Raw genomic sequence first — 13,234 nt, 5'->3', positions numbered from 1 at the left:
TGTCAGGTGCGGTTAGTAAGCCCCAGATGCTGCCGCAGAAAGGCTTCATGCGATAACATGCCGGCCACGGTACGGTCGATATGGACCTTCATATCCTGGAATACGCCTTCGGCCTGCTGACGCTTCATCAGCTTGCCCAGCCGGTGCCAGCCCGTCGGATTTATCCGCTGGCCCAACATGACCTGCAGCCACGAGTCCAGACGGAACAGCTCGCCCGACGCCTGCCAGACAATGGCGTTTTCCTCAAACACCTTGATTCTGTGGGTTAAACTGTCGGGCACCGTCATGGCCTGGCGGTCGCGCCAGAAGGGGCTGTCATCGCGGCGGTTGGCCTTGTAGTGCAGGATGACGAAGTCGCGCACCATCTCCAGCTCATCCAGGGCCAGCTTATTGAAATGATTGACCAAGGTGTCGGTGATCCCGTTGAACGGGAACATCTGGGTTAGCCGGGTCACGCCGATCTGGAACAGGTGGATGCTGGTCGATTCCAGCGGTTCGACAAAGCCGCTCGACAGGCCGAGCGTAATGACATTCTTGTTCCAGGTCTTGCGCCGCCGGCCGGTGACGAACCTGATCACCCGCGGTTCGACCAGGGTCGGCGCATCGAGCGCGCCCAGCAATTGCGCCCGCGCCGCATCGTCGGAAATATAGGCGCTGCTGTAGACCAACCCGTTGCCGACCCGGTTCTGCAGCGGAATCCGCCAGCGCCATCCCGCGTCATGCGCGATCGCCCGCGTATAGGGGTTGAGCGGGCCGTGGGCCTGGGTCTGGACCGCCACTGCCCGGTCCATAGGCAGCCACTGCGTCCAGTCCTCGTACCCGGTCTTCAGGGTTTCCTCGATCAATAGGCCGCGAAAACCCGTGCAGTCGATGAACAGGTCGCCCTCGATGACCTTGCCCGACTCCAGGCGCAGGGCGGTGACAAAGCCCGACTCCGCGTCCTGATCGACCTGGGTAATCCGGCCTTCGATCCGCTTAACACCTTGTTTTTCGCTGAGTTTACGCAAGAATTGACCGTAAAGGCCGGCGTCGAAATGGTAGGCGTAGTTCAGCCCGCCGCCCTGGCTCAGCTGGAATTTTCCCGCCTCGGCCGCCTGGTGTTCGAGGCAGTAGTCCATCAGGCTGCCGCCATAGCCTTCCGACTTCGCCTGCAGCCAGACATGGTGGAAGGGCGCCAGCCAGGTCGATTTCCCGACCGATCCGAAGGCGTGCAGATAGCGGTCGCCCTGTTTCGCCCAGTTCTCGAAAGCAATGGCCAGCTTGAAGGTGCCGTTGGTGGCGCGCAGGAACTCGCGCTCGTCGATCCCCACGATCTGGTGGAAGGTCCGCACGGTCGGAATCGTCGCTTCGCCGACCCCGACAATGCCGATATCGTCGGACTCGACCAGGGTGATGTCCAGCAGCGGCCCCAGAATCCGGCTCAGCGCCACTGCGGCGCACCATCCCGCCGTTCCCCCGCCGGCGATGACCACCTTTTTGACGGGCCGGGTCATCTAACCCACCGGCGCCGCTTCGGCGCTATATTGGCGGATAAAGTCTTCGTGTTTCGGCATCTGGGCGACCTTGCGGTCGATATCGGCCTTCATGTTCTTCAACGCCTGCTCCAGGTCGTCGCGCGGAATCATCTGGCCGACATGGTGATAGCCCTTGGGGTAGAGGCGCTGACCGGTCGTCACCTGCATCCAGGAATCGACGCGGAAAACCTCGTCCGGCGCCTGGTAGGCGTGGCCGGCGTCGCGGTACATGGCCAGCCGGGCCGCCAGGGTTTCCGGCACTTCCATGTCGCGGCGGTCGCGCCAGAACTGGCTGTCGTCGCGCTCGGTCAGCTTGTAGTGCATGATGACGAAGTCGCGGATCAGGGCGACTTCGTTACGGGTCAACTCATTGAAATGGTTGACCATCGACTCGTGGATACCGCTGAACGGGAACAGCTGGACCAGGCGCGTCGCGCAGGATTGCATCAGGTGGATATTGGTCGATTCCAGCGGTTCGATGAAGCCCGAGGCCAGGCCGAAGGCGATGACGTTCTTGTTCCAGATCTTCAGGCGTCGGCCGGTGCGGAACTTGATCAGGTTGGGTTCCGTCAGGGGCGGGGCATCGATCAGGTCGAGGAACCGTTGGTGGGCGGCATCGTCCGACAGGTGCTTGCTGCTGTAGACCAGGCCGTTGCCGACGCGGCTTTGCAGCGGGATTTTCCATCGCCACCCCGCGTCGTGGGCGATGGCGCTGGTATAGGGCATGATCTGGCCGACCGTCGGGGTCTGGGCGGCCCAGGCGCTGTCATTGGCCAGCCAGTGGCTCCAGTCTTCGTAGCCGGTCTTGAGCGTCTGTTCGATCAGGATCCCGCGGAAACCGGTGCAGTCGATGAACAGGTCGCCGTCAATGACCTGACCCGACTCCATGACGATGGCCGTCACAAAGCCCGTTTCGGCATCCTGGTTGACGCCGGTGATCTTGCCTTCGATGCGGTTGACATGCGGCTGGCTGATCCGGCGCATGAAGGGGCCGTACAGATTTGTGTCGAAATGGTAGGCGTAGTTGAGGCGCGAGCGTTCCGCCACCTCGAACTTGCCCGCTTCTCCGGCCTGGAGTTCCAGGCAGTAGTCGCCCAGGTCACCGGCAATCCCCTGCTCGCGGGCGTGCATCCAGATGTGGTGGAAGGGCGTCATCCAGCTGGCCTTGCCGACCGTGCCGAACGAGTGGAAATAGTGGTCGTTGATCCGCGTCCAGTTGTCGAACGAGATGCCCAGCTTGATGGCGGCATTGGTTGAGCGCATGAAGTCGCGCTCGTCGATGCCCAGCAACTGGTGGAAGGTTTTTATGGTCGGGATGGTCGCTTCACCGACCCCGACAATGCCGATCTCGGTCGACTCGACCAGGGTGATGTCCAGCAGGGTGCCGAGCATCTTGCTGAGTGCGGCGGCGACGCACCATCCCGCGGTTCCGCCGCCGGCGATGACCACCTTTTTAATCACCTGTCCATCCATCGGTCTTCTCCAACACTTTGTTTTTTTATCGGTTCAGTTTGTTCAGCAGAGTCGCGCGCAGACGCCGCGCTTTCATCTCGTCCATCGGCGCCAGATTGCCGCGCGCGGCTTCGGGCAGGTGCTCCGCCGCGTGGTCGGCGGGGCCGAAAATGTAATAGTCGAACATTTCGCGCCAGGCCTGCTTCTCAGGATCCGGCCGGTCGCGCAGGCTCAATATGCCGTGCAGCAGAGTCGTCATCGGCGTGTCCATATAGACCGGCGTCGTGTTCCACCAGTAGTTCACCAGGATGTTGAAATCTTCCAGCGCCTCGACATGGTGCCACCAAAGCGCGGGATAGAAAAGCACGTCGCCCGGTTCCATCTCTGCGACCTGGCCGGCGGCCTGCGCCAGGCGGAAACGTGGGTAGCGGTCGTAGTCCGGATTGCGGAAATCGACCATGCTGACCACTTGGCCGCCGGGAGTCGGCTCCAGCGGACCGGGGTAGAGGTTATGGACCTGGTCGGTCGGAAACAGGGTGAAGCGCCGGCGGCCGGCGACGCAGACGGCGATGTTATGCGACATGTCGTAATGGCAGGTCGCCGTGGTGCGGTTGCCGATCCAGATGCTTTTCAGCAGGTTATGGGCGAACATCGAGTGGTCGAGCGTCAGACCGTTGGCGTCGCTCAGCCCCGGCAGATAGATGCCGAGATCGGTCGAACCGATATAGTAGGAGGGTGCATCGGGGGTTCCCGCCGCCGCCAGAATGCGTTCCAGGAATTCGTCCAGCGCCACGCGTTCGGCATGGAAATTCAGACCGCTAATATCGTCATTGTAGAAGAAGCGGCCGCCGATTTCCGGCGCGCCGGTGTAACCGACGACGCGCTTGTCCTGGTAAAAGGTCTTGAGATAGTCCGCAGCACGGCGCGCCGATACCCGGCCCTCGCGGACCAGAGGCCAGTCGCGCGCCAGTCCCGCCAGGATAACCGGAGACTGTTCGGCCATCAGGTCGTCGAACGGGATCGCGTCCGGTGCAATCCCGGCGATGACGCGCGTGGTTCTGGTGATGTCCGGCATGGCGGTCCGCCGCTAAGCCTGAGCGGCCCGACGCCGGTTCTTCATCTCGATGATGCGGCGGACATTTCCGAGGGAGGCGAGGGCATAGTAGGCGAGGCCGAGATAGCCCTGCTTGTTCAACTGCTCCAGGGTGGCGCCGTCCAGCTTGTTCAGGGCGTCCTGGCTGATCGAGAAAATTTCCGGGATATTGTATTCGGTGGCGTCGTCCAGCTTGACCTCGATCTGGACCGAGGCGATCAGGCCGGCCTGGATGAAGGCGGCGAACATGCCGCGGCTGGCTTCGACGCCAGTGTGGATGGTGCGCAGCGCCCGTGCATGGCGTTCCAGTTGCGGAGAATTCCCGCCCTGGGGCAGGAACAGGGCATTGCCGTCGTCGCGGCTGATGCGCGGGTCGTCGAGATTGACCGCCATGGTCGGCTCGCGTTTGACCTCGCCGGCTTCTTCCTTTTCGCGGAAACCGATCATGAACGGGCCGCGGTCCTGCATGGCGGGGACGTAGCCGGCCTTCCATGTGTCGCCGTCCAGGAACAGGTTTTCGCCCTTGTCGAGCCCCAGCAAGGCATAGGCCTGGAGGCCACCGCGCTCGTCGCGGCGGAAATAGATCGGATAATCGCGCTGGGCGTCGGCGAATTCGTTGGCAAAGATCGCCACCTCGTTGATGGCGTCGCCATACTGCGCGCCATAGCCCGGAAGGACCTTCAGGTCGTGGTGCTGGACGTTATCGAGGGCGACGGCGTTAGGCATGGCGGCAGGCTTTCGAGACGTTGGAAAATCAGAGATTCTGTGAGCTTAACCCGGTTATGCCGGGTTTCAAATAAAAGAAAAAGGCCGCGGCGAACCGCGGCCTTTCCCGTGACGGCGAACCGTCGTTCAGGCTTAGAACTTGTAACGCACGCCCAGTTGGTAGCGCGTATCCAGTTCCTGACCGTAGTACATGTTGACCTTGTCGCGGCCATGGGTGCGGAGGTGCTCCTTACCCAGGTTCAGGCCTTCGAAGGTCAGCTGGATCGCCGGGGTCACCTGATAGTTCAGGGACGCGTCGATCACGCCGAACTCTTCGACATAGGTCGGGTTACCGGCGGCGCCGTCACGACCAGTGCCGGCGAGGTATTCGGCACGCCAGTTGTAGGACAGACGACCCGACAGCGGGCCCTTGTCGTAGATCAGGGTGACGTTGTAGGTGTCCGACAGGCCCAGCAGAGCGAACTGTGAGGTGCCCGGAGGCGCCGAGTTGTCGAAGTTGACGTCGCCCTTGACGGTGGTCAGGCTACCCGAAAGGCCGAAGCCGGTGTCGCCCAGGAAGTGCTGGAACGCGAGTTCCATACCGTGGACGTTCCCGCTGCGGGAGTTGACGTTTGTGTTGGTTTCGAACACGAACAGCGGGTCGTTCGAGTCCGCCACGACGTCGTAGGCCGCCAGGATCGAGTCGACATAGGCCTGGGTCAGGTTGCCGCTGCCGTCCAGGTTTGCCTGGTATTCGGAAGTGGCAGCTGCGCTGTTGCCGCTGTGCTTGATCAGCAGGGCCGTCATGGTGAACAGGTTCACGTCGGTCGTGCTCTGGCTGATGCCGCCCAGGAGCGAGCGGGCGGTACCCGAACGCGAACCATTGGCACCCGACGACGGGTCACGCAGGCCGAAGTGGTTGGCCTGAACGCGCGTCGAGGTGATGAAGTTGGCGACGTCCTTGTTATAGAAGCCGATCGACACGTAGTTCGACGGGCCATAGTACCATTCCGCCGAGACGTCGATGTTCGACGATTCGAAGGGCAGCAGGGCCGGGTTGCCAACCGTAGCCGTCGGGTTGACGCCGTTCAGGGTCGGACGCGGCGGGTTGTTCACCGTCGTCGTCGCGTACATGGCGCCATAAGGCGCGCGGGCGATCGTCTTGGAGTACGAACCGCGGACCTTGATCTGGTCGGTCAGGCTGACCACCACGTCGATGTTCGGCAGCCAGTTGTCGTAGCTGGCTTCCAGCGAGTAGGTGGCGACACCGGTGCCGAAGTTTTGGGCGAAGTCGTTGTCAGCCGTCCAGCGGATGGCGGTCGGGATGCTTTGCAGGGCCGACGCGGTGACATCGGTCTTTTCGTAGCGCAGGCCGCCGACAACCGTGGTCGGGAAGCCAACCAGGTCACCCTTCATGGTGAACTGACCATAAACCGCCTTGATGTCTTCCTCGATGGTATTGGCCGTGAGGGAGGCATTCGGGATGTTCTGGTTATAACCCTGCGCCAGCTTGGCGTAGAGATCGATGGCGTTGGCCCGGAAGGCGATGTTCGACTGACCCGGGGTGAAGTCCTGGAACAGACCGCCCAGGTCAAAGGTCTGGATCAGGCCAGGTGCGTATTGCGCAACGTCGCCCGGGTTGGAGATGCCCCAGTCGCCGAGCGCGTGGTAGGTGCTGCCGGTAGTGGTGGTCATTTCCGACTTGATCCAGTCGGCGCCGAAGTCGAAGCGGCTTTCGCCGTCGAAATCGTAAGTGAAGTCGACGCGAGCTTCGTCAATTTCATGCGTCTGGCTGTTGACGGCCTTACGAGCCACCTGCGAACCCAGGTCGCCGGCGTCCAGCTTGCCATTGCAGTTACCGCGGCCGTTCTGGGCGGCGCAGTCCACGACAGTATACTTCTGAACGGGGATATCGCCGCGGAAATCGACCGAGTGCGTACGGATGACCGGAGCGCCGATCGAGACCATGGTCGAGGTCGTGCCGTTCGGATTGTTCGGCAGGGCTTCACCCTTGGAGTGAGCCAGGTCGAAGGTCAGAGTCATGCGATCGTTCAGATCCCAGGCGGCGTTGATGCCGACCGAGCTGAGCGTGTCCTTGGTGGCGCGCATCTGCTGTTCGAAGCCGATGTCCTTGGTGCCCGACAGGGTTTCTTCCAGATAGACCGCGTTATAAACGCCGGAATCGCCCTTTTCGAAGGTGATCTTGTCGAACGGACGGTTGAACCAGTTGGTCTGGTCGTTACGCTGTTCGGATACTTCCGAGGTGGCGTAAAGGGCGTCGAAGGTCAGCAGCAGGTTTTCCATCGGACGCCATTGAGCGGTCAACTGTACGTTGGTGCGCTCGCTGTGGTTTTCCGAGAAGTGATAGCGGCTGTCGTTCGGGTAGCTGACCAGGGCCGTGTCGGGCGGACGGTTGGTGATCTGGGTCAGCAGATTGCCGTTGCCGTCGTAACGCAGGCGACCGGCGCTGCTGGGCAGGAACAGGCCGCCGGCGGTAATACCGGCCGGACGGGCCGCGAAGTAGTCCAGGTTCCAGGAGTTCTGGGTCGACGAACGGGTTGCCACGTCACGAACGGAATGCTGACCAAACAGCGAGACGCCGAAGGTGTTCGAGTCATTCGCCCAGCTATAGGCGCCCGACACTTCCGGGGTCCATTCGTCACCGGTGACCATGCCGTCGCCGTGCAGAGCCTTGACCGTGATCGAGCCTTGCGAGCCGGCCTTGCCGATCGGACGCAGGGTCTTGATGTTCATGGTGGCGCCCAAGCCGCCGGACGGGATGTTGGCACGGCCGGTCTTGTACACTTCGAAGCCGGAAACGCCGTCGGAGGCGATGTTGCCGAAGTCGAAGTTACGGGTGCCGCCGCCGGCGAAGTCGCCGGTGTCGGCGCCGACAACCTGGATGTTGGCGGTCGGCAGAGTGCGGCCGTTCAGGGTCGTCAGGTTGAACGCCGGGCCAAAGCCGCGGACGGTGACTTCCGAACCTTCGCCGTTGACGCGGTTGATGGCGACGCCCGGGATGCGCTGGATCGATTCGGCCAGGTTGGTGTCCGGATACTTGCCGATGTCTTCGGCCGAGATGGCGTCGACGATACCGGTCGCATTCTTCTTGATGTTCATCGACCGCTGCAGCGAGCCGCGGATCGTGACAACTTCTTCAGCCGCCGGAGCCGGGGCGTCCTGAGCGAACACCGGTGCCGCCATTGCGCACAGAGCCACGGTGGAGACGCCGCTCAGGAAAGCGGCGCGTACCACTCGGCCGGCCCCTTTACGCGATATAGTTGTAGTCATTTGGTCCTCCCAACATAGGTTTTTTACATAACTCTCTGTCCCCTGCCGCTGCGCCTTTTTGCGTCAGTCGAATGCAGAGTTACAGCTACTGAACCGCATACCCGCGCACGCGACAGCGCACAGGTCCGCAGTAATCTTATGAAGCGATGGGGGTTTTTCCCTTCCGCGATGTCTTCCCAAACACGAAGCTCATAGTCGCCGCGGGACGGTCGACTCGGCCTCTTTATATCTTGTCGATACCGCTAACATGACAACGCTTTCCACGCCAGCGGGTTTATGATGAAAACTACACTGCCGTCACAATACGTTGCATAACGGCTACACTCTGCCGGCTTGGGTTGAAGCGTGCGCGGGGGGCCGCGCCCGGGCGGGGACCCGTCGGGCGCGGACATTTCTTGAAGCGCCTATCTATGCGCGGGCAGGCATGGGGACCGGCAGATCGTGGCCAGGCATGAGCGGATAGGCGGGGCGCCCCAGGCCGGTGACCAGGCTGTCAATTCGCACCGGCTGGCCGGTTTCGAAGCAACGATTGGCAGCCACGCCGATCAGGATCGACGCCGCGCCGCCGCGTTCGTCCGCTGTCCGCAGCAGCGGATCGGCCGGCGCGTCGGGATCGAAGATGTCGGCCAGCATCACATCATCGCCGCCGCCATGGCTGCCGGCGCCTGTGCGCAGTGGAATGTCCTGGGCTGCCCCGCGCAGCGGGATCAGGCGGATGCCGCCGCGTTCGGCTTCGCTTTGTGCGGCGCCTGAGCCGGCGGTGGTCGCCTGTTCGTTCAGAAAATGCTCCAGCCGGCCCTTGGTGCCGTTGAAGGCGACATGATAGCCCTCCCAGGCATTGAAGGCGTTCAGGCTGTAGCTGAGTGTGGCGCCGCCTTCGTAGCCGACGATGACGTTCATAGTGTCTTCGATCGAAATGTCCGGCCGGAAGACGCACCGGTCGCGGAAATAACCGTCGAACTGCTCGTTATCGAGGTAAAGGGCCTTCAGGCCGGCATCGGCAGCCAGGTCGAGATGGAAGGTGCAGGCGGCCTTCTCCGGGCAGGTGTGGCAGCGTTCGTGCGGGCCGGTCAGGCCCAGGCGGCGCGCCATGTCCGGGGTATAGAAGTGGCGCTTGCCGGTGGCGGAGACGGTGGCCGGCATGTCGGACAGCCACCAGTTGACCAGGTCGAAATGGTGCGTTGCCTTGTGCACCATCAACCCGCCGGAAATGGACTTGTTGCTGTGCCAGCGACGGAAATAGTCGGCGCCGTGAACCGTATTGAGCAGCCAGTGGAAGTCGACCGACAGGACGTCGCCGATCGCGCCCGACATCAGAATTTCCTTGAGCTGGCTGCGGAAGGGCGAATAGCGGTAGTTGAAGCTGACCCGGACCTTGCCGCCCGTACGCTTGACGGCGTCGAGGATGGCCTGGGCCTTGACAGCGTCGGTGGTCATCGGCTTTTCGGTAATGACGTTCAGCCCGGCGTTCAGCGCCTGTATTATATAGTCGACGTGATAGGCGTCGGGGGTGGTGACGATGACCGTGTCGGGCTTGGTTTCGCGTACCATGCGGCTGAAGTCGCCGGGGGCATAGGCCGCAGGCGCGGGCGCGCCAGCCTTGACGGCGCGGGTGGCGACATAGGCCATGCGGCCAGGATTGGTGTCGCACATGGCCACCAGGCGGCCGTGGTCCTTATGCGGTCCCCACAAAGCCTCCTGGAACATGCGCGAGCGGCTGCCGCAGCCGACAATGGCGTAGGCTTTGCGGCTGTCGCCGGATTTGGCCCCGGCCTGAGCTCCGGTCGTGGCGGTGGCAATGCCGGCGGCGGCCCCGGCAATCATGGCGCGGCGGCCGACGCCCTTGGTTTTCGATTCGATCATGTGGCTTCCCTTATCAACTGGCGTCTTCCCCGATTTGGTGCGGGCCGTTATGCCGGCCTCGTTCTGGGTTGTACGCCTAACACACCCGGGCTCCGTCCGCATCCAGTGAAAAAAGCCTTTGGCGCTTGACCTTGTCCGGTTTTCGTTCCTAATCTCGCGTCTACTCATGGGGGAGTGACGACGCGTGGCCGATTCCGGCGCAGCCAGCCTTGACAGCGCCAGTAGGGGCGTGGCGCCTGAAGTGGCTTCAGGTAGCGCCGCCAGTCTTCAGCATGCCCGCGACCTGATCGAGCAGGCCAATAAGGCCCATGACCTGCAAACCAAGTTCGCGCCGGAAGTCCAGATCGATCCCAAGACCGCCGAAATGTGGCGCAAGGTCTTTCAGGGGATCACTGACTTTTTCAAGGGTATCGGCGAGCTGTTGCAGCCCCTGGCGCCGATCATGCCCTATCTGTTTTACGCCCTGGGGATAGCGCTCATACTGCTCCTTTTGTCGCCTGTGGCGCGCATGTTCATCACCTCGCGGTGGGAGCGCCTGTTCTCGCGCGACAGCCTGAAGGCCGACGCTGCGTGGCGTCCGACCAAACAGGCCGTCGTGGCCTTGCTGCAGGATATCGACGCCCTGGCCGCCCAGGGAAAATACGACGAAGCCGTCCACCTGCTGCTGGTCCGTTCGGTGGCGGATATCAATAATTTCCGTCCCGACCTGGTGCGCAAGCACTATTCCTCGCGCGACATCTGTTCGCACCCGCTCTTGCCGGAGGGGGCGCGTCCGGCCTTCCGCAAGATCGTCGCCTGGGTCGAACGCAGCTATTTCGCCGGTATTCCGGTCGGCAAGGAAGGCTTCGACGCCTGCCGTCAGGCCTATGTCGAATTCATTGCCGCGGAAGGGATTACCTGATGGCGGCCAGCAGGAAAACTCCGCCAAAGACTTTACGTGAGCGCCTGACGCCCGGGAAGATGTCGGGCTGGCTTCCGGCCGTCGCCCTGTTCCTGTGCCTGTCTATGTTTGCGATTGCCGCCCTGGTTCTGTTCCAGGTCGGATCCGATCCCAAAAGCGGACCGTCGGCGGTGCCGACGGCCGTCTCCGCCCATGGCTTTGCCGGTCTGCGCCGCCTGCTGGACGGCGACGGCCATTTCACCGTGATCAACCGCTATGAGGACACCGGGCCGACGGAGCGCGGGGACCTGGAAATCATCATGCTGGACGACGCCGGGGGATTGTTCCTCAGCAATTATGACGCCCTGGACGCGCAGGAACGCCGCGACGAGGAGGAGGCGGAGGGCTCCGAAGGCGGTTCGCAGTCCTCGGCCGGACCCGTCACGCCCGAACAGATGGCGCGTTACCTGGACGGCAATACCGGCGAGGTGCCCGAGCCCAACCGGGTCAATCACATTCTTCACAAGCCGCTGGGCAAGGCCGTCCTGGTCGTGGCGCCGAAGTGGAATGCCCATACCTATCCCCGAAATCCACGCTGGGCCCAGGCGCCGAGTCTGCGCGACACGAAGGCGATTTCCGAGGTTCTGCAGGTTTTGGCGCCGGTCCATGAAAGCGAAACCCTGTACGACGACGATGATAAGATCGTCCGTCCGGCGGAGGTGGAAGGCCGTAAGGTTCATGTCGGCGAGGACACGACCTACAGCTTTGACGTCGTGACTTACGACATCCAACGCCACAGCCGTCCGGCGCCGGCCAAGCCGCAGAAACCCAATCCGAAGAACGATCCGGTCGTCGCTCTGGGCAACCGGGCCGATCCGGACCTGCCGATTGACCAGGACTTGGTTCTGAATCCGGCGCCGGGCCAGGCTGTCTTTGTCGCGCCTTTGCGCGCCGGCAAGATTTCGGGCCTGCAGACCATCAGCGGTCCCAACCTGCAGCCGGTTCTGGTGACGGCGGACGGCCGTCCGGTGCTGTCGCGGGTTGTGATTCCGGGCGGGGCGACCAAGGTTCCGGTCTATCTGCTGAGCGATCCCGACCTGCTCAACAACCAGATCCTGGCCCAGCCGGAGAAGGTCGTGACCGCACTGGATCTGCTGGACAAGGTAACGCCGGCCGGCAAGAAGAATTACAAGGTCGTGTTCAATATGACCTTCAACGGTCTGACCTTCGACCGCGACCTGCTGCACGCCCTCAGCCGGCCGCCGTTCGTCGCCGTGCCCGTGGCCATGCTGATCCTGGGCCTGGCCCTGATGTGGGCGGCCTTCGCCCGCTTTGGGCCGGCGCAGGAAAGTCCGGCCGGGCCGCCTCTGGGTCGTGGGGTCAAGACCCTGGCCGACAATGCCGCGCGCCTGATGGCGGTCACCTTCAACGAAAGCCGGCTGGGGCCGGCCTACGCCATCATGGTGCGCGACCAGGTCATTCGCGGCCGCGGCTTCATGCAGGTCGATCCGTCGCAAAGCCTGGACGATCTGGCCGAACGGATCGGGGTGACCCACGGCGCGGCCGACAGTTATCTGAACCTCAAGGACAAGGCGGCGCGGGTTGCCAACGTCCATCAACTCATCGACGTGACGCTCAAATTGCACGCCTGGAAGACGGAGATCGAACGTGCTCATAAGTGACATTCAAAATTTGGCCCAGCGCCTGAGGGGCGAGATCGCCAAGGTGATCGTCGGCCAGCACGACACGGTCGACCTGATGCTGACCGCCCTGTTCTCCGGCGGCCATATCCTGCTGGAAGGGCCTCCGGGCACCGCCAAGACGCTTTTGGCGCGGACCTTCTGCCAGGCGCTGTCGCTGCGGTTCGGGCGGATCCAGTTTACGCCGGACATGCTGCCGGGCGATATCCTCGGATCGAACCTGTTCAACTTCCAGACCTCGACCTTCACCCTGTCGAAGGGGCCGATCTTCTGCGACCTGTTGCTGGCCGACGAAATCAACCGCACGCCACCCAAGACCCAGGCGGCGCTGCTGGAAGCCATGCAGGAACGCCATGTTACCCTGGATGGCGTGCGCCACGACCTGGGCAGCCATTTCACCGTCATCGCCACCCAGAACCCGATCGAACAGCAGGGAACCTATCCGCTGCCCGAGGCGCAACTGGACCGTTTTCTGTTCAAGCATATCCTCGGCTATCCGTCGGTCGATGAGGAGAAGCGTATCATCGACTCCTCGGGCAATGCCTCGGCGGCGACCGATCCGGTGACGGCGGGCGTCTCTGCCGTGTTGTCGGGCCAGGATCTTACGGCGGCCATCGCCACGGTGGCGACGGTCAAGCTGAACCCGGCCAATCTCGACTATATTGTCGCCCTGGTCCGCGCCACGCGCGAGGCGCCGCTGCTCAGCGTCGGGGCTAGCCCACGCGCCGGCGCCCTG

The 13,234-nt window shown here is 62.8% G+C and carries 9 protein-coding genes; 3 read left to right on the top strand and 6 right to left on the bottom strand.

Features of this window, described 5'->3' with window-relative positions:
• Positions 1 to 2 precede the first annotated feature (2 nt).
• From ABAC460_RS43250 to ABAC460_RS43225, 6 genes are all read right to left on the bottom strand, one after another.
• Positions 3 to 1,493, bottom strand: a complete 1,491-nt coding sequence (locus ABAC460_RS43250) for a tryptophan halogenase family protein (protein ID WP_023455078.1) — start codon at positions 1,491 to 1,493, stop codon at positions 3 to 5.
• Positions 1,494 to 2,987, bottom strand: a complete 1,494-nt coding sequence (locus tag ABAC460_RS43245) for a tryptophan halogenase family protein (RefSeq protein WP_023455077.1) — start codon at positions 2,985 to 2,987, stop codon at positions 1,494 to 1,496.
• A 25-nt stretch (positions 2,988 to 3,012) separates the two neighbouring features.
• Entirely contained in the window at positions 3,013 to 4,041 is a 1,029-nt protein-coding gene (locus ABAC460_RS43240; RefSeq protein WP_023455076.1) for a cupin-like domain-containing protein, read from the bottom strand.
• Positions 4,042 to 4,053: 12 nt separating this feature from the next.
• A complete protein-coding gene (locus ABAC460_RS43235; protein ID WP_023455075.1) occupies positions 4,054 to 4,785 on the bottom strand; it encodes a SapC family protein in 732 nt (243 codons plus the stop codon).
• A 132-nt stretch (positions 4,786 to 4,917) separates the two neighbouring features.
• Complete coding sequence (locus ABAC460_RS43230) at positions 4,918 to 8,055, bottom strand: TonB-dependent receptor (protein ID WP_031237340.1); 3,138 nt, start codon at positions 8,053 to 8,055, stop codon at positions 4,918 to 4,920.
• A gap of 408 nt (positions 8,056 to 8,463) precedes the next feature.
• Positions 8,464 to 9,918 (bottom strand): Gfo/Idh/MocA family protein, encoded by a 1,455-nt coding sequence (locus ABAC460_RS43225; protein WP_023455073.1) that lies wholly within the window; start codon positions 9,916 to 9,918, stop codon positions 8,464 to 8,466.
• A gap of 184 nt (positions 9,919 to 10,102) precedes the next feature.
• On the opposite strand from ABAC460_RS43225, the gene ABAC460_RS43220 reads away from it, so the two are divergent.
• The 3 genes from ABAC460_RS43220 to ABAC460_RS43210 form a co-directional block, all read left to right on the top strand.
• Entirely contained in the window at positions 10,103 to 10,819 is a 717-nt protein-coding gene (locus ABAC460_RS43220) for a hypothetical protein (RefSeq protein WP_031237339.1), read from the top strand.
• A gap of 59 nt (positions 10,820 to 10,878) precedes the next feature.
• Positions 10,879 to 12,480 carry a hypothetical protein gene (locus ABAC460_RS43215; RefSeq protein ID WP_023455071.1) on the top strand — a complete coding sequence of 534 codons (1,602 nt, stop codon included), beginning with the start codon at positions 10,879 to 10,881 and terminating at the stop codon, positions 12,478 to 12,480.
• Positions 12,467 to 13,234 (top strand): AAA family ATPase (locus tag ABAC460_RS43210; RefSeq protein ID WP_031237338.1); only part of this gene is annotated, 768 nt, incomplete at its 3' end. The genes ABAC460_RS43215 and ABAC460_RS43210, both read left to right, overlap by 14 nt.

Origin of the sequence: Asticcacaulis sp. AC460 (genome assembly GCF_000495795.1) — a bacterium.
GTDB lineage: Bacteria > Pseudomonadota > Alphaproteobacteria > Caulobacterales > Caulobacteraceae > Asticcacaulis.
The sequence above is the reverse complement of the archived record's forward strand: the minus strand, read 5'-3'. Positions and strand labels throughout refer to the sequence as shown.

Excerpts from the sequence above, each read along its gene's own strand:
- ABAC460_RS43250 (WP_023455078.1), bottom strand. The coding sequence starts at position 1,493 with ATGACCCGGCCCGTCAAAAAGGTGGTCATCGCCGGCGGGGGAACGGCG.
- ABAC460_RS43245 (WP_023455077.1), bottom strand. The coding sequence starts at position 2,987 with ATGGATGGACAGGTGATTAAAAAGGTGGTCATCGCCGGCGGCGGAACC.
- ABAC460_RS43240 (WP_023455076.1), bottom strand. The coding sequence starts at position 4,041 with ATGCCGGACATCACCAGAACCACGCGCGTCATCGCCGGGATTGCACCG.
- ABAC460_RS43235 (WP_023455075.1), bottom strand. The coding sequence starts at position 4,785 with ATGCCTAACGCCGTCGCCCTCGATAACGTCCAGCACCACGACCTGAAG.
- ABAC460_RS43230 (WP_031237340.1), bottom strand. The coding sequence starts at position 8,055 with ATGACTACAACTATATCGCGTAAAGGGGCCGGCCGAGTGGTACGCGCC.
- ABAC460_RS43225 (WP_023455073.1), bottom strand. The coding sequence starts at position 9,918 with ATGATCGAATCGAAAACCAAGGGCGTCGGCCGCCGCGCCATGATTGCC.
- ABAC460_RS43215 (WP_023455071.1), top strand. The coding sequence starts at position 10,879 with ATGTCGGGCTGGCTTCCGGCCGTCGCCCTGTTCCTGTGCCTGTCTATG.